10 protein-coding genes are annotated in these 21,709 nt (G+C 65.0%); 3 read left to right on the forward strand and 7 right to left on the reverse strand.

Annotated features, from left to right (window positions below):
- Positions 1-9 precede the first annotated feature (9 nt).
- From KEG38_RS56170 to KEG38_RS37715, 6 genes are all read right to left on the reverse strand, one after another.
- Entirely contained in the window at positions 10-942 is a 933-nt protein-coding gene (locus tag KEG38_RS56170) for a formylglycine-generating enzyme family protein (RefSeq protein ID WP_372518218.1), read from the reverse strand.
- Positions 872-7,864, reverse strand: a complete 6,993-nt coding sequence (locus tag KEG38_RS37695) for a SpvB/TcaC N-terminal domain-containing protein (RefSeq protein WP_272425271.1) — start codon at positions 7,862-7,864, stop codon at positions 872-874. The genes KEG38_RS56170 and KEG38_RS37695 overlap by 71 nt, the downstream gene beginning before the upstream one ends.
- A gap of 11 nt (positions 7,865-7,875) precedes the next feature.
- The gene (locus tag KEG38_RS37700) at positions 7,876-15,228 is read right to left on the reverse strand and encodes a Tc toxin subunit A-related protein (protein ID WP_272425272.1); all 7,353 of its coding nucleotides are present in this window, start codon (positions 15,226-15,228) and stop codon (positions 7,876-7,878) included.
- 271 nt (positions 15,229-15,499) lie between these two features.
- Complete coding sequence (locus KEG38_RS37705) at positions 15,500-16,396, reverse strand: M20/M25/M40 family metallo-hydrolase (RefSeq protein ID WP_272425273.1); 897 nt, start codon at positions 16,394-16,396, stop codon at positions 15,500-15,502.
- Between the two features lie 38 nt (positions 16,397-16,434).
- A complete protein-coding gene (locus tag KEG38_RS37710) occupies positions 16,435-17,223 on the reverse strand; it encodes an ATP-grasp domain-containing protein (protein ID WP_272425274.1) in 789 nt (262 codons plus the stop codon).
- Between the two features lie 61 nt (positions 17,224-17,284).
- The gene (locus tag KEG38_RS37715; protein WP_272425275.1) at positions 17,285-18,643 is read right to left on the reverse strand and encodes a sigma 54-interacting transcriptional regulator; all 1,359 of its coding nucleotides are present in this window, start codon (positions 18,641-18,643) and stop codon (positions 17,285-17,287) included.
- A 272-nt stretch (positions 18,644-18,915) separates the two neighbouring features.
- Here KEG38_RS37715 and KEG38_RS37720 point away from each other — a divergent pair, with 272 nt between their 5' ends.
- Both KEG38_RS37720 and KEG38_RS37725 read left to right on the forward strand, forming a co-directional pair.
- The gene (locus KEG38_RS37720) at positions 18,916-19,755 is read left to right on the forward strand and encodes a hypothetical protein (RefSeq protein WP_272425276.1); all 840 of its coding nucleotides are present in this window, start codon (positions 18,916-18,918) and stop codon (positions 19,753-19,755) included.
- Positions 19,752-20,108 carry a hypothetical protein gene (locus tag KEG38_RS37725; protein ID WP_272425277.1) on the forward strand — a complete coding sequence of 119 codons (357 nt, stop codon included), beginning with the start codon at positions 19,752-19,754 and terminating at the stop codon, positions 20,106-20,108. Before KEG38_RS37720 ends, KEG38_RS37725 begins: the two co-directional genes overlap by 4 nt.
- 282 nt (positions 20,109-20,390) lie before the next feature.
- On the opposite strand, the gene KEG38_RS37730 is transcribed toward KEG38_RS37725, so the two are convergent.
- Positions 20,391-20,771, reverse strand: a complete 381-nt coding sequence (locus KEG38_RS37730) for an HU family DNA-binding protein (RefSeq protein ID WP_272425278.1) — start codon at positions 20,769-20,771, stop codon at positions 20,391-20,393.
- A gap of 141 nt (positions 20,772-20,912) precedes the next feature.
- Between KEG38_RS37730 and KEG38_RS37735 the strand changes: the two genes are divergently transcribed.
- Positions 20,913-21,437 carry a hypothetical protein gene (locus KEG38_RS37735; RefSeq protein ID WP_272425279.1) on the forward strand — a complete coding sequence of 175 codons (525 nt, stop codon included), beginning with the start codon at positions 20,913-20,915 and terminating at the stop codon, positions 21,435-21,437.
- The last annotated feature ends 272 nt before the right edge of the window (positions 21,438-21,709 follow it).

Here is a 21,709-nt window from a genome sequence, read left to right on the forward strand (position 1 = left end):
GAACTACACCTATTTTACGCAACGAAAGCCGATTGAATGGTATTTCTGTCCGGGAACGTCATGGTCTGCCGCTATCGCCTTTAGCGCATCCGGGTCCTTATCCCACCAGGATCCCCCGGGCAATAGAACCGTTCCTGGCATATCCAAGAATGCTGTTGTCGTCCACTCTGAAACGTTCCCACTCAGGTCGCTAATACCTTGGGGCGAGTCCCCACTGGGAAACGAGCCGACCGGACATGTGCTGGTCCGCTTCGTCGTGCCTGACCAGCAAGCGTTCTCTTCAGGCGGTGAGTTACCCCATGGGTAGGACGTGGCAGCATCTCTTCCTTCTGCAGCCCATTCCCATTCATTGAAGTCCGGCAACCGCGCGCCTTTTTGCTTGCAGTACTTCTCGGCGCCGGCAAGGTCAACGCAGTTGATCGGATGCTGCTCACGCCCCGGCACCCCCCAGTTGCACGCCTTTCCGCTTCCTGGCTCCTGACAGACACCCTTGGCAACACACTCCGCATAGCTCTGTACCGTAACCTCAATCCGGTCGACACAGATGGTTTTGATGGCAGCGGGAGCCTTTCTGCGAGTACTCAGCGTTCCACCCTCGACCCTGACCATGCCGTCCGGGCAACCTTCGCTCGATCCTTTGGTTGACCGAGTCTTCTTTGGCGCGTCCATGTCAGAGGAGTCCGTTGGTTGGGGAGCTCGCGCGCTGCCGCTTGGAAGAATGGCTGGACTTTCTGCTGGAGTTGCTGCCCCTGTCGCCCCCGTGTCAGCCCCACATCGGGGGGCGCAGGAAGAACACAACAATGCTGAAAGAAGCAGCCCACGAGTTCCTAGCTCCCGCGTGCGGCTTGCCCAACCGACCATGAGGCGCATATTACCTTCTCGGTGCACGTAGCTCTGCGACGAGCTGCATCGCCCATGCTTTCGTTTCTGCACTGGTGCCATCTGGCAAGCTCTCCAGCATGCGTATAACAACGGGTAACACCCTGTTGTGCTCCTTGACGAAGTTGTGAGCCTTCGGGTCCGCGGGCATGTAGGGTTGCTGTGAGTAGCCCACTGCTGCCTGCGCGTAGCTCTCTGCCGTGGCGCCTTCCCGCACGATGTCTTTTCCGAGCCGGACTTGCGGCTCAGGATGCCGTTCGGGAACCTCGTGGCCGATGCGGTATGCGATATCTAGTTGCGCCGCGATCGACTCGCGTATGCTCTTGAATTGAGGGACCGGGGTTGTAGAAGGCGCCCCGGCGTTGCCGCGGTCCTCCCACTTGATGGTGATGCCGCGCTCGACCAGCTCCATGCGTTGTGGCGGCGTCGGTTGCAAGGAAAGGAAGTTATTGACCCCCTCTTCTGCGTTTGGATTCCTTCGCGGCTCCTTCCCAGGTTCCTCTATCGTCTTGCGGGCATAGCTGGTCTCCAACCCTGCTTGAGCCAGCAAGAGCACAGCATTGCGTCGCGGAATTCCTCGTTTCTGCAGTTCGTCAACCGCGTACAGAAAGTACCTTGCGACGAACGACTCCGATTCCTTCGTCAGGAATGGTGCCTTGGCTCTGACCTTGCCTTCGTCCACGGCCTTCAGGAGCTCCTCTGGCACCCTGTTCTTGTCGGCTGCTGCCGGAGCTGGGGTTGGTGCAGGGGCAGGCGTCTCGTTTTTCTGTGGAGGTGTTGGTGGCGGTGGGCGCTGCACCTGCTGCGCCCGATGCTCCGCCTGCACATCAGCGGGCGTCCGAGGAGGACGTACCATTGTCTGCTTGACAAGCGCCTGGCGCCCATCCGGATCAACAAAGCGGAGGGGGTTATTCCGGCCATACGCATACAGGTTCGGCCCATCCACCAACCCCGCCGGATCCGCACTCGTCCACCGCCCGAGCCACGGCGCGTAGTACCTCGCCCCGTGGTAGTAGAGGCCCGTCTCCTCGTCCCGCTCCTTGCCCGTGTATCTGTACCGCTTCGCGCTGACCTCCACGCCGGCCGCCGCCGCGTGGAAGGCCGTCGTCCCGTACGGGTGGTACTCCTCGTAGGAGATCACCAGGCCGGCCTCGTCGAGCTCGAGCGCGGCCGAGCCGAGGTGGTTGCCGAGTTGGTAGCGCACGCGCGACGACACAACGAGGTTCGGCACCGAGGTGTCTACGGTCTTCGTCTCGGCCAGGGCGATGCGTTGGGCCCCGTCCATCACATGGAGCGTCTCGCGCTCGAGGACCAGCGAGCCCGCCTCGCTCCTCCGGTAGATCTCGAAGCCCCCGAGGTAGATTCGCTCCTCGACGATCCCGTTGTGCTCCCAGACCTTCCGGACGCGCTGCCCTGCGGCGTCGTACGTGAAGTACACCTTGCCGCCGCCGCCCTTATCGACCTCGCGCGTCTGGTCCTTGAAGTCCCATCCGATGCTCGGCAGGTGCGGCATCGAGGTCATGTTCCCGTGGGCGTCGTGGCCGTACTTCGCCGAGAAGTCCCCGTCGGCGTCGCCGGGTTGGCTCGTGCGGAGCAGCCGGTTGTTCTCCGGCGCGACGTCGTAGCGGCGTGTCCAGCTCCCCGAGAGGCCCACGACCTCGTGGATCATCTTCTCGATGTTGCCAACCGCGTCGTACTGGTAGCGCTCGGTGTAGTTCCGGAGCGCCAGCGGGTCGTTCGGGTGCGGTACATTCAGCAGGGGGAAGCCGCCGTCGTCCTGCTGGATGTCCACGTTCTGGCCGGCGTGCTCGCGGCCTGTCGCCTCGCTGAGCCGGTACAAGGCGTCGTACTCGTACTTCCAGACGGGCTCGACAGGCCCGTTGTTGAAGACCGTCTTCTGCGCGAGATCCGCGATCTCAACAATATTGCCGACGGGATCGTAGCTGTAACGAAGGTCTTGTAGAAGTGCCCCGTCCGAGGGTCTTATCGTCTTTATCCGCGTCAGCCGGAACGTGAGCGGGTCGTAGCTGTACTCGGTGACAACCCCATTCCCGTAAACGATCTTCTCCCGCTGCCCCTTCGCATCGCAATCGATGTCATCGACAAACGTCGTCCAGTTGGCAGACCCGCGCAGCCGCACTTCTACCTGCTCGAGCAGGCCCGCTTCGTTGTACTTCGGCCTGATCTCGCTCTGGTCCGGCGTGGTGAGGCTCGTCGGCCTGTTGAGCGCGTCGTATTGTGTCTTCTGGACGAACGTCTCCGCCTCGAGCACCGGCGAGGCCGACCAGTCGATGTCGCCCTTGTAGTTCTTGGCGAGCCGCCTGTGCACCTCGAGCGGGTTGCCCTTGAAGTCGTAAGCCACGTGCGTGACGACGCCCGCGCCGTCCCTGACCTGGTACACCTTTCCGCGCAGGTTCGCGGCCTGCGCGTTCGGTTGCCCCTCGCCGTAGCTCGTCTTCTCCGCCAGGACCTCGGCGCCCGCGTCCTTCTGCACCCAGAGCTCCGTGCGCCGGTGAAGAGCATCGTAGACCGAGCGGACGACATGCCCGCGGCTGTCCCAGCTCCGGATTGGGTTGCCGAGCACGTCGAAGAAGGTCCACCGCTCACCCGCATCGATGCTCTTCTGGCTGAGCGGCCGGCCTAGCATGTCGAAGAGCTGCGCCATCGCCATGTTGCCTCGGGCGTCGATGACGGCGAGCGGGTTGCCCTCGATGTCGAGCGTCGTCGCGGTTGTGTACTTCCCCGCGGCCCCGTTGTCCTCGACCTTCACGACCGGCCGGCCCAGGACATCCAGGAGAAGCGCCGCGGGGGTGCCGGCGTGCTTGGCGGCGAGCAGGGCGGCGCGCTGCTCCTGGGCCGACGGTGAGGGCAAGGCGCCAGCCTGCCGGGCCGCATACCACGCGCTGTCCAGCACCGTGTCGTTCTCGTCCCAGCTCGTCTGCCTCCAGGGCGTGAACTCCACACGGGAGAACGTGCCGTTCGGGTGATCGGTCCTGACGAGGCGCCCGAGGGGGTCGTACCGGAGGATGGGCGTCAAGCCCCACTCGACGAGCTCCTTCTCGTCCTCGTACTCGTGCGTCGCGCTGAAGAAGGGCTCGTACTTCTTGACCGCGTTGCCCTTGTTGTCGAACACGGTTCGTCCTGTCCCCACCCAGCGGACGGTCGTGTTTTCGAGGATGAGCTGCCCCTGCGCGTCCTTGACCAGGAGGCCGTTCTGGTCCCGCTTCGGTGCCGGCCCGGCCTCGGCGCGGACCTTCTTCATGACCTCGCGCCCGAGCCCGTCGAGGTACGTGTAGCTGTGCTGCCAGGGCGTGGCGGGATCCCCGTGCCGCTCGCGCGCCGCGGCGCGGACGACGTTCGGCTTCTTGTCCTTGCACCACCGCTCGAGGTCGTACTCGAACGTGGTGGTCGGCTCCGCGAGCGTGTCCCCTTCTGCCGCGCCGACCTTGCCCATGACCGCCGTGGCCACGACCAGCCCGAGCTCGTCGAGCTGCACCGCGGTGCGATTCTTGTTCGGGTCGGTGACCAGGACCGGGGACATCGTGCGGTAGTCGTTCTCCGCCGTGATCTCGTTGCCGAGAGGATCAACGACGGAAACCACGAGCAGGTTGTGGCTGTCGTAGCCGATCTCCGTGGTTTGTCCCAGGGGGTCTGTGACCTCGATGGGCAAGTAGAACCTGGTCGGATCAAAGGTCTCCCGTCCACTCCGGATCCAGAACAAGCCGTCTTGCTCGACGTACCCGCCCTCGGCGAGGAGCTGCGGCGTGACGCGGGAGCCGTAGGCCTTGGCGAGCAGTGCCGGGGTGAAGGCGGCGGCGTACGTCTCGTAGGGCAGCGCAAGCCCGTCCCCGGCCCCGAGAGGCAGCGGGCCGGCCAGGGTCGAGCTGTCCCAGTAGAGGTGCCTCACGTGCTCGACGAGGCGCTTCTGGAGGCTGCCATCGGGGGTGGCCTCGTAGGGGATGGGCGTCGCGTTGTTCACCGAGGCGAGGACGCTGGCGAAGGGCAGGCACGCGCTCTGCGCCTTCGGCAGGCCCGTGAGCTCGTACGTCCGGGTCTCGAGGGGCACCCCGAGGCGGTAGAAGCCCGGCGCGCTGGGCTCGTTCGCCACCGTGGCCTCGGTGATCGTGGCGAGCAGCCCCTGCTCGGGCAGCTCCATGTTCCGGCGGGCGTAGGCCACTGTCGCGGAGCGGATCACATGCCCGAAGGCATCCACCTCGAGCGCCAGGGTGTGGACGACGCGCGTATCCTTCGGATCCCGCTCGTAGTGGGCCTCGATCTTCTCCCGGACGTACGGGAAGAAGACCGCGTGCGCCTTGTCCGTGGCCGGTTGCAGCTTGCGGAGCTCGTGGCTGGCCGAGGTGACGAGGTACGGGTGTTGTTGCTGCGGCGAGCCGTCGAGCCCGTAGACCTCCTCTCGCAACATCTGGCCCTTGAGGGCCCGCGCCGCCTCCCGTGCCTCCCTCGGGCTCATACCGTGCGGAAGAACGGCGTCAGGAAGTACAGGCGCCTGAGTGTCGAGCGCGTAGTACTCCCTCGCGAACTGCTCCTCGATCCGCTCCTTCTCGAGGAACGCGCCCGTGTGAAACCACGTCTTCGTCAGGACCGGGGGGAGGTGGAGCTCGTTCTCGGAGAACGATTCAGCGTCCCATTGTTCTACGAGGCCAAACCCCCTGAACTCCTTCTCCGCGCTGTCGTAGTAGCCGTGGTGGTAATTGTATGTACTGACGAACTTCGTGCCGCTCACGGCGTCGTGGGTCTCGACGCGGGCGAGTACATGCACCGGGAAGGGCAGTCGCGTGACCCAGGGCGTCCCGTTCTTCAAGTCCTCCAAGTAGAACTTCGTCGAGGGCGCGTACTCGAGCTTCGTCTCCGCCCCGAGGTTGTTCTTCACCGAGGTGAGCAAGTACGGCTTCTTCGAGCCCAAGAGATCGATGTACCGCATCGGCGGCTGCGCCACGCCCTTCCAGGGCGAGGACCAGACGATGCAGGCCGTCCCCGTGCCCAAGAAGTCGAGCACCGAGATCGGCGACCCGAGGTCTGCCGTGGGGAACCCCGGCAGCTTCTCGACCTTGCTCCAGCCATTGCCCGCCTGGTTGAAGGCGATCTGGATCCCGTCGGCGCCGATGTAGAGAATGTCCGTGGTCCCCGAGCCGTCGATGTCCGCGAGCCGGATGCGCCGAGGATCGAAGCGGAGCGGGTCATCGAACCGCGGCGCGTTGCTCATCTCCACCTTGGGCCCCAGCCGCCCGAGCCCACGGTTTGGCCAGTAGCAGATGCTGCCGTTCTTGATCCGCACGATGTCGGGCATGCCGTCGCCGGTCATGTCCGCGACGAAGACGATGCCTCGATTGTCCCGGTACACCTCCGTTGGCGCCAGGTCCTCGTCGAAGACCATCGGCAGATTGCGCGGCGGCCCCCAGCCGTTCTTGCCGAGCGAGGGAAACCAGATGTGCACGTGCCCGCTCGTGAAGATGATGTCCTGCTGGCCGTCGCCGGTGATGTCGATGAAGCGCACGCCCGGATCGTTCCAGGGGATGTTCGGATGGGAGGAGAAGGGCATGAACGGCCCCCATTCGCCATCCTCGGTGCGCTCGTGAGCACCTGAGCCGGTCCTATTGAAGAACACGAGGCTCGGACGGCCTTCGTGCTCGAGATCCAGAAGCTCCGTGCGGCCCATGGTGGGTGTAAGGGCATTGGGACGGCGCATGAGCTGCCTGGCCGACGCAAGCTCGGCGTCGCCAAGGTTCTGCTTGTAGAACAGGCCCTCGCCGTGCTGGACAAGAACACCGGGCAGCCCCTCGCCTTCGAGATCAACCCACCGTGCCCGCTTGCCGTCGACGTTGCCGAGGTCCGCGGTGTACTCCGGGTCGACGGTATGTACCTCGGTATGGAGCTCGGGCAGGGAGTAGCCGAGCTCGAGCGGCGGCAGCGACTTCTTCGCGTAGCCGCAGTTCTTCTGGATGTACCCCGACTGCGTGACCGCGACGAGCTGCGAGAGCGTCGGCGCCTCCGCATAGGCGAAGTCCGTCGAGCGCACGAGCACCGGCTCCGCGCCGAGTTCGGGGATGTGGTGGAAGATCAGCACGCGCCGGCAAAGGCGGTAGGCGCGGATCTCGAAGGTGGCCCTGTAGGTCGAAAACGGGTCCTTTCGGCAGGGCCACGGCTTCACCTCCTCCGGTGTCGGGGCCTCGGCGGCGTGCTCGCCGTAGTCGAAGACGACCTGGAAGTAGAAGTCGTCGGCCTCGCCGGGCTTCTTGTTCCCGTACCGAATGCGCTTCAAGTAGCTGTTCGAGAAGAGCTTGGGCTCCTCGTGCCGGTGCTTCTCGTGGAGAGACTTCGGCACGCTCGCTAGGTCTTCGGCCTTGTATTCGTACTGAATGATGTTTCCCCGCGCGTCCTCCGTGCGCTCGAGGAGCCAGGTGAAGATCCGGTCTGTGTACAATGCATCGGCAACCCGGGCAGTCTTCGACTTGCCGTAGATGTGCCGAATGTTGTCCTTCGTGATCACCTGCCAGTAATAGGCGCCCGCCTCGGTGATGCGCTCGACGCGGGCGAAGGTCCCCTCGACGCGAGGCTGGTAGCGTTGGATCCTCCGGCCCTGCTCGGTGGTGATCAGCTTCTTCCCATCCGGACCGAGCACCGGAACGAGATCCTCGGCGCCGGAGAGGATGAACGTGTCCGTGTCCCAGTGATCGGTGTATTCGGGCAGGCCCTTGTCCGTCTTGCGTGTGATCGACGGGACCGAGAGGTGCCAACCGACGCCAAAGGGGCCGTTCCCGGTCCCCGAGTCGTAGGTGAGCGCGAGCTCGGGCGTGAGGCCCCTGCAAGGCGTCGTCGCGATCGGGACGTTGAACGTGCCCGTGCCCACGGCGAGGTTCGCGTTGAACTTCTCCCCGAGCCCGCGCACGGCACCGCCACCCTTGGGCAGCGAGGGGTTGGGCGCCTTCACCGTCGGCCTGGGGATGACCGAGGACCGCTTCGGCATGCCCTCCATGGTCAGGCCCCCTTGCGCGTGAAGTCGCAGAGGACCCAGATGTTGTCGAGGCCGTCGCCCACGGGGCCTGCAGCCGAGAGTGTCCACGAACCGGCTGCCCAGGATGTTCCGGGGGCAGGCGTCAGCGTCGGGCTCACGGCCAGGCTGTCGAGAGCGCCGGGGTCCTTCACGAGCGTGGTCTGCACGGATGAAGCCGCAGGCGGCACGACGCTCACCGCGAGAGGCGTGCCCGCGAAGTACGCCGTGGGGTCTTTCCAGGCGGCGAATATCCGCACGGCGTTGATCTTCGGGGCGCCGCTGTTGCGGGATCTGGGGAACACGCTTTTCTCGAGCGGCAGCACGAGCGTCTGCGCCGCGCCGGCATCCGGCGTGAGGAAGTGGCGCCACTCCGTCGGGAATTCGTCCTTCAACGAGAACAAGCGAAGGCCCGAGAGGAGCAGCGCGGCGTTCTTTTGTGCTTCGGTTTTCAACGAGTCTCCGCCGTCGATCGCCGTGTAGCGGACGTGCAGAACAACGTCGCTCAATGCGTCGAGGTCGGTGTTGTTGGCAGAGAGCTCAATCTTCCAGGTACCGATGACGCCAGCGCCCTCGAAAGGCAAGTACCGCTCGTCGCGTAGAGACAGCTCGAAGACGCCCGCGTCGTTCTGCGCGCCGCTGATGGCGAGCGAGATCGGGGCGATGTACGGCGTGGTGAATCGACCGTCGTTCACCTTCTCGGCGTAGCCCCCGGTGACCTCGATGCTCTTCCGGGCGCGGCTCTTCACCAGCGTGAGCGTGGCGTTAAGCGTGCCGTAGGCATCCGTCACGCAGGGGACGGAGAGGCTGACGGTCTTGAGCCGGCGCAGGTAGTGCCCCGGGAAGTCGAGGTCGAACTCGAGCTCGGGCACATCGAACTCGCAGACGCCCTTGTGCTTCAGCTCGAGGAGCTTCTGCGGGGCGAGCTGCGCGAGGGAGATGTGCTTCGTGATCTCGTACTCCCGCTTGTTCGTGTCGAAGTACGCGGCCTCCATCTGCCGAAGCTGCTGCAACAGCTTCTCCCCTGCGAGCAGGCCGTTTCTCGTATTGTCCCAGTGCGTGAGCGAGACGTCCGGCGGATCTTGCGCGAGCTCGTGCTTGAACGCCTTCGCGGCCCGCCTCGCCATGCCGAGGGCGAGCTTGTAGGCGTCGAAGTACACGGTCGAGATCTCGTTCACCGTCCAGGAATAGAGCGCCTCGTTCGTGAACTTGTCGCGCAGCGTGGCCTCGACGACCTTGGCGTTCTCCACGATGAGGTCGTGGTTCTCGAGGTCCTTCTCCACGAGCGCGAGCCTGATCTCGGCGGCCAAGATCTGCTTGTCGAGCTGTTCGATCTCCTTGGCGGCGATCTTCTCCTGGAGCTTCCAGTCCTCAACGCGGCGGGTGTAGTAGCCCATCGTCGCGCTCATCGCTGCACCGTCGCGCATCAACGACGCCACCACGCCGAGGGCGTTGCCAAACGACTCACCGGACTTCGCCGCGTTCTCGCCCCCGTACACGATCAATGCAGCGGGGCTGGCGATGCCCGCGCCGCCCGTGATCGCCGTGGGAAGAAGGTAGGCCCCCGCTGACTCGGTGTGCGTGACCTGGACGAGGGCCTGGGTGATGGCGGCGGCGCCTGACATCACCATGGCCTGCTCCTCGTAGGAGTTCATGAACGGCAGGCCCTTGTAGTGCTGGTATCGGATCGCGGCGGCCTCACGAGTCTTCTTCAAACCGGCCAGCGTCTGCTTCGCCTCGTCAATCTGCCGCTTCTTCACCTCGCGGGTAGCGGTAAGTACCGCCGCCTCGTGCGTCGCACGCAGCAGGGTCAGCTTCTCCACGTCCTTCTTCTCGAGCGCGGAGAGCAGGGCCGTGCCCAGGGCGATCACGCCGCCGCAGAACTCCAGCGCCTTGGCGTGCAGAACCCCGAAGCGGTAGTGGGGCATCGGCACGACCTCGCTGACGTCCTTCCAATCGACGCCCATCGCCGCCGCCTTCACCAGCAGCGCCGGATCGATCGGCGGCGCGAAGAGCGGGAGCGGACGTGCCTGGCCCTCGATGTTGAGCCCGTGCCTGACCTTGAAGAGCCGGTCCGCGACGAGATTCCAGTACCCGAGGAGTTTGTCGTTCGGCGGGATCGCGAAGTTGGCCGTGTCGATGAGGGGAACATCCCCGGCGCCGTTGAGCTCGGGCACGAGGTTCTCGAGGTCGGCGAGCGGGGCGGAGGCAAGAAGCTCTGCATACGTCTTCGGAGCAGCCTCGGGCTGCTTGTTCAGCTCGGGCTTCGGGCCGAGGATGTCCGCCGCGAGGATGTAGAGCCCCGTCGCCTCGTTGATTGCCTCGCGCGTGTCCTGGGAGAACAAGTAGTCGCCCCACGCGATCAAGTTGTCGATGTACTTCATCACGACGGCCCGCTGGTACGCGATCGGCCGCATGCGTGCGATGAGGTGCGGGTTGAACGGCTCTTCGCGCCAGGCTTTGATCTGCGCCGCGAGCTCCCCGAGGGCTTCTTGATTCCCTGCCGCGAGCGCGGCGAGCTCGGCCGCGAGTGCCTTCGGATCGGCCTTCTCGCGGAGAGGTTTCACCTTCCAGAACCGCTCCGGGCCGCCTGTGCCCGGGGTGGGGTCGAAGATGCGATGGAACCAGCGCTGGGCCTCCTCGTGCCTGTGGTTCTTCATGAGCATGCAGGCAATGAGGAAGGGCGCGTGGAAGAAGACCTCCCAGTTGTATTGGCTGTAGGCCGCCGCGGAGGAGAAATCGATATCGTCAACCGGGTACGGCTTCTTCACCACGGAGAGTGCAGGCTTGTAGGTCTCCTGGAAGTAGACGTCGCTCCGGAGCTGGAGGGCAGAGCCGTCCGCCGGCCAGCGGAAGAGACCGTCGAGGCCGTCGCCATCGAGGGCCTCGAGCATGCCGCAGGCATGCGGGTGGTAGAACGTCTCGATTCGAACCTGGCGCGGGTCGAGCTCGATCGAGATGTTGGGGATGTAGAACGGCCCCTCGGCCGGCGCGGGCGGGAGTCCGGGCAGCACTTGTCCCCACGGCTTCATGGGGGACGCCTCTCCCGCTACCACGCGCTTGGGCGCTTGAGCCTGGTGCTCGATCCTGACGAGGAAAGTCCTGCTGTCGTCCTTGTAGAAGAACGACGGGTGCGGGAATCCGCCGTGAAGCATGGTCCAGAGCATCGGCCCGCGCTCCGCGCAGACGAGCCGGTACGCGCTCGGCGTCGCCCCTAGGACCTTCACATCCTTGTCAGTGAGCACGAAGCCGCGCAGCCAGAGGCCCACGGTGTCCTTGTCCTTGATGAACTCCATCCCCGCGACGTGCGTGCCGTACGGCGCGCCCGTGGGACATGGATTCGACGCTGAACTAGCAGTCAGGCGTCCGTCGCAGCCCAGCACGAGCTCGTACACCCGGCGCGCTCGATCCGGCGGGGCCAGTTCTTTCACCGCGCAGAGGATGGCGAGCTGGCCGTTCTTGTACGTGCTCCAGAACGTCAGCGCAGCCGGGTCGCCCTCGGGCAGATCGAGGCGTAGAGGCTCTTCCGGGCCGGTCTTCCTCGGTGACCAACGGCCGTTCTGGTACTCGCTCCACGCCATCTTGAGCCGCATCGGCTTCTTCTTGATTGCAGGCGCCTTGGGGCCCGGAGACTTGTGCGGTTCGTCGATGTCGGGGTCGATGTCCGGCTGCGGTTTGCCCCCGTCATCGAGATCGTATTCCTTCGGCTTCTTATGGCCCGCGGGCTTGCCGCCCTTCGGCGCAGGTGCCGCTTCTTGCCCGGTGTCCTCCGCCTCCTCGAGCAGCGCCCAGAACAAGTACAGCCGACGGTTGTAGACGGCGAGCAGGGCGTGCTCGCTCTGGATATCGAGATCGAGCTTCTCCCAGGGCGACCACAACTGGTCGACGCGCTGCCGATAGTAGTACACGCGCGGCGAGGTGTGCGTCCGGCCGATGACGTGCAGGATGGTGATCCATGAGCTTCCGGTTTTCTGACCCTCCTCGCACACACCGACGATATCGAGGTGAGCCACATCGTGAAGCTTCTGGAGGTACTTGCGGAATGCCCCCTCGGCACGGATGTCGGTGATGTCCCCCTGGAGTAGCTCGCTCTCGAGCTCTTTGAAAAAGGGCGTCTTGTCGTCGCGCAGCTCGGGCTCGATCCAGTTCTCCGGGTGGAAGAAGATCTTTCGATTGGCCTCCCAGACGCGGTAGCTCTTCATCCAGGCCCATTGCGCGGCGGCCTCGTCGTCGAGAGACGTGACCGCTGGCTCCAGGCCCATGAAGCAGCGCTGCACGAAGAGTTGCACCGAGCTGATCGCTTGCTGGATGCGTGACGTCGTCGGCTTCGGGCGCATCTCCACGTCGACGAGCAGCTCGGCGAAGAGGTCGTTCGTGGAGTCGTACTTGCCCAGCGCGAGCGCGGCGGAGACGAGCGCCTTACGTTGTAGTTCGCGCAGATCATCGCGAAGGACACGCCCGATCTCGGGCCAGGCGTCTTCGGTGTACTTCGCCTTCACGGCCAGGCGGACATCATCTGCCAGAGCCGGGGCGGTGAGCACGGCGGGGTTGGCGCTCTCAATCGGAGCCGTTGTGGTGGCCCAGGAGATGGCCCGCGTGGCGGACACGCCGAGTCCCTTTACGACTTGGATCGCGTTCCAGAGACGGCCGACCGCAGCCTGGTTCTCGAAACTCGAGGGGAAGACGAGGCCGAGCTTGTTGATGAGGACATCCAGGTCGGCAGCGGGCAGCCCAGCGCGCTCGGCGACGGCCGAGAAGAACGCGGACGCGTCCGCCTTGGTCTCCTTGAGCAGCGCCGAGAACGCATCGAGCAGGCCGGGTGCCGGCGGCATCGGCGTGGCCGGGGCCTGGGAGAAGACGTCAACAAGCTCGGCGCGCGAGGTGCCGAAGTGCGCGAGCAGGATGTTCATCTCCTCGGCCCAGACGTTGAACGGCGGCGCCGGGGGGAACTTCGCCTGCGCGAGCGCCTTGTAGGCCGTGAAGCGCGCCTTGCCGTGGATGGGCTGGGGTGAGAGCGCAAGCTCCTCCGCAGTGCCCACGGTCTTGATGTGCGCGTCGAGGGCAACGGATGGATCAACCGCGTGCGCGAGGCGGAATTCGAGGAGCTCGTCGGCGAGGTCCACATACGGCACCTCGGTCAGGGTGTTCTCGCAGGAGAGTTCAATACGCGCGAGATCCGGGCGCCGGGCGAGAAGAACGTCACGGGCCGTCGCGGGATCCCCAGGCTTGTTCTGGATTGCCGGGTAGCGGCCGAGGAAGTCGAGGACGTCGACGAGGTAGGCGGCCGGGCCGTAGATCGACGCGCAGTGCTCGCAGGCGAGGTTCTGCGGGCCGAAGATGTCCATGAGCGCGGCAGCGTCACCCGTGCTTGCAAGGTCCGGAGCGGGAAGGACGTAGAGCCCAGGCGGCCGAGCGATGGAGGCGAACTTCCCGAAGAGAGCGAGGGCGCCGCTCGTGATCTGCTCGGCCTTCTGGAAGAGGGTCTCGGCCTTGGACTGGCCGCCGAGCACCTGGCTGTACGATTTGACGAACGCCGGCTTGCCGAGCTTCTGGATGCCCTGCGCGGAGTGGATGCCCGCGGAGAAGAGCAGGCTCATCTCGGTGGGGCTGGGCGTCACCTTGAAGAGGCGCTCGAGGGCCTCGAGGTTCGCCGTCGCGGTCTTCGGCGAGGACAGGCCGTCGAGGGCACCAGGCTTCTCCTGCAAGTAGGAGCGCACCTGGGTCTTGCCGATCTCGAAGTCCGGGTTCTTCGAGAAGAACAGTGCGAGGTCTTGATCCGCCTTGCCCTGGAGCTGCCCCGCGAGCGCGGCCGTGGGGAGTGTATTCGCCAGCGTGTCGGTCAAGAGCAGCGCGTAGTTCGCGCTCTTCTCCTTGTCGTCGGCGCCCGGCACGTCAGGCGGGGCGCCGATGGGTGCGCCGTCAATGCCCTTCTCGAGGAGGGCGAGCCAGTCGGGGACAGCGAGCTTCGCGAGATCGGCGAGCGACGACCACTTCCCGCTGCGACGCCATTCGTCGAGGGCGCGGACAAGGGGCAGGTGCTGGCGGGTGAGCGTGGCGAGCTGCAGGGCGAGCTGCACGCGGTCGACGAGCCCTTCTTCTTTGAACATCGGGTATTCCCGAAGTCCCTGCCAGAAGCCGTCGACCGGCCCTTCGTACTGGAGGTAGGCCGAGACCAGCGCTGCCTGCGCATCTCGGGCCGGAAGAACGATGGCGAGGAGATCGCCCAGAGAGAGCCCAATCTCCGCCGGCTCGAAGGCGAGCTGCACGGCGGCCTTGTGGAGCCCTGCGAGGATGGCGTCGACCTGCTCCCGGAGCCCAGCCGGGATGAAGTTGTGCTCGAGCGCGAGAAGAAGCGCCCGGAGCTGCTCGGATGGCCTCGTCATGAGCAAGCCACGGCGCTCGCGGGGGAGTCCTTCGCGGAACAACCCGTAGAGGGCCGCTGGGTGGATCCCGAGGGCGCGTGCGAGCTGCGTGGCCGTGACGAGGGCGTCGAGGTCGTCCAGATCGAGGCGCAGGCTGCACGCGAGATGGCGAATGTCATCCTCGGTGAGGTCCGTCAGAGAGGCGCTGCGGATGGCAGGGGCCAGAAGAACAACAAGGCGCTCGTAGGCCGAGGGGCCGCGGTAGACCTCGCCGCCCACCACCAGGTTCACGGTCGCCGTGGGTGGCGCGTGGCAGAGCTTCTTCTCGGCCGTGACGGCGCGCTCCGCGTCGTACACGCGCACGACGAGATCAGCAGCCGACTTCCGGTGCCCGCGTCCGGGGCCGGGATCGAAGAGCGCCACGTCGAGCAGCGTGCCGGTGTACTCGAAGTCCTGGGCGAGCTTGTCGGCCGCGTAGACGATTCGGTAGCTACCAGTATCGCTGGTCGTGGCCTCGCCGAGGAGCTGCTCCTCCCGGAGGTTCCGGTTGTAGGCGCGCACGACGAGGCCCGCGCGTGGCGCCCCCGCGGCCGTGACTACCCGACCACGTACGATGAAGGGGGCCGGGGTAAAGCTGCGCGTACTCGTCGAGCGGTTGATCTCGACCCGCACCGCGCTCTCCGGGCGATCGATCCGCCAGACGACCGAGCGCTCCGTGCTGGCGATGCAGGTCGGGCCCTCGAAGAGGCGGAAGAACAACACCGGGACGCGGTCGAGGAAGAGCTCGCGCAGGTGCCGGGTCTCAAGAACAATGCGGAAGATGCCGAGCGCGTCGGAGAAGGCGCACGCGACCAGGTCGTTGCAGAGCCGCCCCTTGTCCCATGCCTCGACGCGCACATCCGGCAGTCCTCGCCCGGTCTGGATGTCGACGACTCGCCCCGTGAGGATGTACTCGTCGCCGCGGCCACGCTCTTGCATCGTCTCCTCCCGTTCCGGAAACGATGGTAACGCTGGAGCAGCGCAGTTTGCTCCGCGTTGTAGAGCATCGGATGAACAATGTCAGTTCCTAGGTTCCGCGAACCGGGGAACCTGAGGCAGGAGTCGGCCTGGGATCTACGTGCCCGGCGGCTTGGGGCCCGAGAGCAGGTTGGGAGGGGCAGGGAATGCGCAGCTCTTGTAGTAGACCGGGCTCGTGGGGTTGAGCTGGTTGGCTTTGTTGTCGCCAGCCGGTGTGCCCGGGGCACCGCGATCAACCCGTCCGCACCTGCCGCGCGACCGTCGCGACGAGGAGCTGGGTCACGCGGCGCATGAAGGCATAATCGAGCGTCTCCCACGTGTCCGTAAGCCGATGATAGTTCGGATTGCGAAACTCCGCGGTATCGGTCCAGAGCATGGCCGGGATCTTCGCCTTCCAGAACGGCGAGTGGTCACTCCGATGCAGCACGGGGAGCCACCCTTCGAGGCCGAGGTAGACCTTCAGTCCCACGACCGGCAGCTCGGGGACCAGCGCTTCCGCCTGCTTTGCCGCGAGCTCCACGAGGTGGTTCGAGCGCTGGTTCGTGAGCAGACCGATGAAATCGCCGACGTCCGGTGCGCCGGGGACCGGAAACGGCATTCGCTGCGAACCTGCCTCGTGGCTCGCATAACCGACCATTTCGAGCACGTGCACGGCGGCGATCGATGCGCCGGCTGGTTGCCGGCGGGCGACGAATGCGATGCTGCCGAGGAGCCCATCTTCCTCGCCATTCCACGCGACGAACCCCACGGGCAAGGGCGTCCCGAGGCTCGCGAGCGCTCGCGCACAGGCGAGCATGGCGGCGATGCCGCTCGCGTTGTCGTCCGCGCCCGGCGTATCGGGCACGCTGTCGTAGTGGGCGCCGACGAGGACCAGGGGGCGATCGACGGCCCCGCGCGGCATTGCGACGACGTTCCGCAGCTCGCCCTCGAGCTCGACGGCATAACCGAGCTCCTCGAACGCATCCGCGATGAACTGAGCGGCCTTTCGGTTCTGGGCGCGCTGGACGAACATGTGCCGCGGTTCGGCGAGCTCGGCGACGGTCTTGAAGAGCTCGGGCTCACTCATGGATGCGAGCGCGTCGATCAGGCTGCCACCATGGCTCGTGGCCTTCGTGCGTCGGAGCTCCATGGGCTGGGTGTCCTTTCTCCTGGGATTCTACAGGTCTCTTACCCGACCTGGCGCATCCAGCGCCGGTCAGCCTCCGACAACATGCCCCGCGCCACGGTCGCTCGCCGCAGCACCGAAAGTACTGCTACTGGATCGCATCCGCAGAGACCGGATGCCCACGCAGGGTTCGCCTCGACCACACCCCAGCCGCGCCCCGCCATTCGCCCGACATCCACGACGACCGCGGGGGGCAGCTCCACGTCGGCATCCTCGAGCACCGCTTGGATCGACGCAGACGCCGCCTCCACCTCCGCTCGGTCCGCCTCCCACTCACCCGCCGCATTCCGAGCGAGCTCCCCACCGCGAATGTAGGGCGAGAATGCCGCCACCTCGCGCTCCCGCACGAAGAACCGGAACTCCACCTCGAATACGACCGGTTCGCTCACCAGCACGGGCAGGTCGGGAGGCAACACCGGATCGGGGTCGAGCGCGGCTCCGTCGGCATAGACGCGCGCGGGGAAGCACTTCTCGTCGGTCGGCTTGACGAACACGCGCTCCCGGATCGACAAGGCTTCCGCGAGCATCGCGAGACGCACGTCACGAAGCCGATGGCGCTGCGGCAACCGCGGCAGCCAGTCGCTCGTCGGCTCGAGCAGCGTGATCCCGAGGTCGTCGGCGATCGCGTCCGCCAGAATCGTCTCTCCGTAGAACACCGGCTCACGCGCCGCGAGGCCCTCTGGGCAGCGGAACGAGTGAAGGCGCTCGACGTCCCAGCCGGCGGAGATCGCCGCGGCGAAGAGCGCGTTCGAGTCAGGACTGTAACGATGGGAGAGGACGAGCGTCGGCACGCGTTCGGATGCTACACGAAGTCGTGGGAGCCGCGCCATCCAGCGCGAGAAGGAACAACGCTCAGGCGTCGTCGTCCGTCCCTCCCTCTCCCTTGATGATCCGCTGAAGTGTACCTCGATCGATTCCGAGGATCCGGCTGGCCTCACTCTTGTTCCAACGAACTGAATCGAGAACTCGGCGAGCGTACCAGTCGTGGACGTCTTTCAGCGTTGTCTTGCACTGTAGAATCCGGTTAGGCACATCGCTTGTGGCGCCCCCGCGCATGGCCGCATTGCTGGAAGGCTCGCTTTTGGACATCCACTCCAGGTTAGTTCCGAGTAGCCAGGATCGAAGCACGTTGTCGATCTCCCGGGCGTTTCCATGCCACGGGCGGTGGACGGCCTCCGTTTGCAGCCAATATGTCGCCGCCTCATCGCGAGCTACCACAGGTGTCGACAAGGTTTCTGACGCACCAGCTAACGCCAGTCGCCGCTGGAGCGCTTCTGCGCAGACGCGGTCGAGCAATCCAATACCGATCGGCACGATGTCTTCTGGGCGGTGGCGGAGAGGTGGAATTTTGATGACGCAACCAGCCAGCCGCTCGTAGAGGTCTCGGCGGAACGTCGCACGTTCGACCATCTCCTCGATCGGGTGCGAGGTCGCGGCGATATACCGAACGTTGACTTGAATCTCCTTGTTGGAGCCGACGGGAGTGATTCTATCTGTTTCGATCGCACGAAGTAGCTTCGCCTGGACAGGGAGTGAGAGGTCCCCGATCTCGTCGAGGAAAACCGTTCCTCCGTCTGCCTCGACGATCTTGCCTTTTCTACTCTTCACTGCACCGGTAAAAGCGCCCTGCTCATGCCCGAACAACTCCGACTCGGCAAGCTCTCCAGGCAAAGCTGCGGCGTTTACCGTTTGTGTTGGTGCAGGTGTCCGACCTGCCCCCAGCGTACCTTGCTGGACCGCGTTCGCGATTATCTCTTTGCCGGTTCCGGTCTCGCCAAGAATCAGCACATTTTGATCGAGAATTGCCTCTCGTAGTATGAGCGTGTCCTCCAAGGAATGGCCAAAGCATGCAGCCCATGCAGAAGCGCGGACGCGCTGCGCATGCTCGGATACGCCGATGAAGGCGTGCAACGCAGTCGAAACGCGCTGAGCGGCGTACAGAAGGCTCCCCACTTCGGCCATGTTCACCCCCATCTGTTGAGTGGCGGCGTTCCCGAGTAGCTCGAAGGGGTTGATATGGCCATCCTTGATAGGACCGATGATCCGAGAGTGGCCCGCTGCGAGGAGCAGTCTGCGTGCATCACGGGGGAGCCCGTCGACCACGAGCTTGCTCGCTACCTCGATGATCTCGCTGATAGGTACGTCGAGTAGCCCGGACACCCCTTCCGGGATGCGGTTGAAGAACGGGTTGCCAAGGTATGCGCGGACCATGGCCTTGAGCCGAGGTGGATCAAGCGCTGCCCGGGCGAGCTTCGACGGACGTGGTTCATGAGATGGCCGCTGCTGCATGACACCCCGATGCTGCACGGTGCTGCGGCGTAGAACAACAACGCCGTGACATCGGCATGTGGATCGCCGACTTTTGCAAGGAAGATCAAGAAGTTCTCGTCCGATGTCCTTATGGGTACAAAAGTTGCGTTGGGCTCCAGCAACCCAGGCGAACAATGAGTTTCGCTACGGGAAACTGGAAGGAGTCCATCATCATGTCGAAGAAGAAGTCGCGCCCCGCTGGCGCCGCTCCGAGCTCGAGCAACGTCGCTGCCGCGGCACCCACCGAACATGTAGCCCCCCGCTTGGCTGAAGCTGCCGCCGCTCCGTCCGGCAACCGCGCGCTGGGCGGGGACGCCTCGGTCCAGCAGATCCTCGACGTGACGCCGAAGGTCTTCCGGTTGTTCCGCAACGCCAGCGGGCTCAGCGCGATCCTGTTCGGGTACATCCGCAGGAAGAATCTCTTCAAGCAGGCCGGCTACGACGATATGGATACGTACGCGCGGCAGCACCTCGGTGTCGAGAGCGCGGCCATGTACAAGAAGATCGCTAGGGCCAGTAAGGCAGGCTGGAAGTACTACCGCGAGCACTTCGACAAGATCGTGCAGAGCGTCGCCGCGGGCCAGAGTCCGCTTGTCGAGGACAACGCGACGCTGCCCAGCATGACGGCCCTCGCGCTGCTCTCCACCGCGTTGAAGTCGGTCCCCGAGGAGGAACGGAGTAAGTTTCTCGCGGACGTGCTCGCAGGGAAGATCCGCGCGGAGGACATGGGGAAGCGGGACCGTGCCATCAACAAGAAAAATTCAGCGACAAGCGGCGCGCCCGACTCCTCGTCGCGTGCTCAAGTCCCAGACGTAGCTTCGTCGCCCTCCGACATGGGCGCGAAGTTACCCCCGGCCGCCAGGGCGCTCGAGGCGATGCGCGCCGTCGAGGACTCGCTGCTGGAATGCTCGAAGGTCGAGCTTTCGCTGCAGGACAGGGAGGAGCTTCAGCGTCAGGCTCAGGCGCTGGCCAAACTCGCGGCCGACCTGCTTACGAGGATCGCGGCGGAATGAGCGACAGTGTCCGGCGGCGGACCGGGGACGCGGATGCGAAGCAGCTGAAGAAACGGCGACCTCGAGCGCCGGCAACGGCTTTGCGGGTGCACGACGCGGCACTCGCCCTTGCCCCTGATGGGACCGTGTTCATCGCCCTGTCCCAGCTCGTGGGATCGGATGAACTCGCCACGGTCCTTGAGCGTGCGCGCTCGGAAACTGGGGCGGTCTTCGTTGGCGTGCCGCTCGAGGAGCGAGAGCTCAGCCAGTTCGTGATTCCTCGCCTGCAGAAGGCCAGCGTGGAGGCCGCCGCCTGGGTGCTGGGAGTCCGGCGGGCAGGATCCAGGTCCGCCAGGCGCAGGATACGCGCGTAGCCTTCTCTTCGACGACCGCCTGCAACGCGGTGCTCACCGCTCGTTTCCACGAACGCGGCCCGTGCACGGTTAGGTGACCGACTTCACGTCAGCGAAGCGATACCGCTTCGTTTTTGGGCGGTTGTGCACGAAGACGTGACCAAGGCCACTCCCGTCCTCCCCCCAAGAAATGCACTTCCCAAGTGCTCGCGTGCCGACCAGGTCGGGCCACAAGTGACGACAAGTCCAATGCAGAACCCAATAGTTCTGAGCACTTACAGAACGGGGGGGTTGAACGGAGGGCTACCAGCCGAGGTCCCGGAGCCGGCTGCGGAAGCCGCGGGACTTCTTGAAGTGGATCTCGTTCTTGCTGATATCGCGCATCGTCCGGCGTGCAGGTGGGACCTTCTTCCCGAGCTGCTCCTGCGCCAGCGCCTTGCCCTTGTATCGCTTCACCGTGAAGGTGCCGAAGCGATGGAGATAAAGCTCGCCTCGCTCAGCGATCGCGGACATCGTGAGGTCGAGGAACATCGCGGTCACTTCGTTGACGGTTTTCATCGGCAGACCGCAGAGCATCGCCACCTCGTGGTCGATCGAGCGCTTCGTCAGCAGGCGCCCTGCAGGTTCGGCGTGTCCATCGTCGGGAAACTCGGCATCGGTGCTCATCTCGTCGATGTCGTGCATGCGGACAAGAGTGCCGCCTCTTCGGCCTCCAGCGCAAGATCGAACAGGATGGCGCGACCAGCCCGATCCGCGCTCGGTTTTTCCGCATCATTCTTGAGGCGAAGCCCTGTCATAGCCGTTGGTGTTGCGCTATGGATAGTCATGCCCGTCGTCCCGGTTTCGCATCAGTCCGCTTCGCCGCCTCCTGTGCGTCCGCTGGGGGCCCGGCAGAGCGACCTGGCAGCGGCGAAGGCGCTGGCGAGCTTTCTATCCACCAGGGGCGCGTCGACGTTCATCGATGCAGCTCGGTTGCGAGAGCAGCCTCTGCTGGCACCCATCTGCGCTCTCGCGATGACGGTCTGGTCGTCCATGCAGCAGCCGAAGATGCGCACGAGGCACCGGACACCCCGCTACAGGGTGGCCGCGTTCTACGCCTGCCTCGATGATCTCGCGCTCGAGGAGCATCGGGAAACCGCCGAGCGTATCCTCCGCCGTGATCATCCTCGGCATATCCACATTGACGCGAGCAGTGCCCCCGAGGACTACACCGAGCCGCAGTGGCGCAGCGGGCTCGGAATGTTTGCCCGGGACGACAAGGGCGAGCACCTCGTCTCGGTGACCGAGCACAACCGTAAACAATTCGCGCCGCTTATTCTCTTCTCGCTCGCCCATGGCGAGCCTTGGTAGACTGAAAAAGAACGGCCCGGTCAGCTTCCACCCTGACCGGGCCTGAACTCGCGGGATCCTGGCCGACGCGAGCAGGTTCATTCTCCATCACCTGTCGTCGTTCGGCAACCCCTTCGGAGGGCAGTCATGCCGAACAACGACCTCGCCACCGCCCGAGCGGAGCTGGTGGCCAAGTTGACCGTGCGCCAGGAAAGGATGATAGGGGTTATCATCCAAAGCTGACAATGGCCCCGTGGGAAGAATGATCCCACCCCTCACGCGGTGCAGCGCGG

The organism is Polyangium jinanense (genome assembly GCF_028435265.1).
Classification (GTDB): Bacteria; Myxococcota_A; Polyangia; order Polyangiales; family Polyangiaceae; genus Polyangium; species Polyangium jinanense.

What these genes read in the sequence shown, in the direction of transcription:
- KEG38_RS37715 (WP_272425275.1), bottom strand. Translation starts at nt 18,643, where the DNA reads ATGGTCCGCGCATACCTTGGCAACCCGTTCTTCAACCGCATCCCGGAA.
- KEG38_RS37700 (WP_272425272.1), bottom strand. Translation starts at nt 15,228, where the DNA reads ATGCAAGAGCGTGGCCGCGGCGACGAGTACATCCTCACGGGGCGAGTC.
- KEG38_RS56170 (WP_372518218.1), bottom strand. Translation starts at nt 942, where the DNA reads ATGGCACCAGTGCAGAAACGAAAGCATGGGCGATGCAGCTCGTCGCAG.
- KEG38_RS37695 (WP_272425271.1), bottom strand. Translation starts at nt 7,864, where the DNA reads ATGCCGAAGCGGTCCTCGGTCATCCCCAGGCCGACGGTGAAGGCGCCC.
- KEG38_RS37720 (WP_272425276.1), top strand. Translation starts at nt 18,916, where the DNA reads ATGTCGAAGAAGAAGTCGCGCCCCGCTGGCGCCGCTCCGAGCTCGAGC.
- KEG38_RS37735 (WP_272425279.1), top strand. Translation starts at nt 20,913, where the DNA reads ATGCCCGTCGTCCCGGTTTCGCATCAGTCCGCTTCGCCGCCTCCTGTG.
- KEG38_RS37705 (WP_272425273.1), bottom strand. Translation starts at nt 16,396, where the DNA reads ATGGAGCTCCGACGCACGAAGGCCACGAGCCATGGTGGCAGCCTGATC.
- KEG38_RS37730 (WP_272425278.1), bottom strand. Translation starts at nt 20,771, where the DNA reads ATGCACGACATCGACGAGATGAGCACCGATGCCGAGTTTCCCGACGAT.
- KEG38_RS37725 (WP_272425277.1), top strand. Translation starts at nt 19,752, where the DNA reads ATGAGCGACAGTGTCCGGCGGCGGACCGGGGACGCGGATGCGAAGCAG.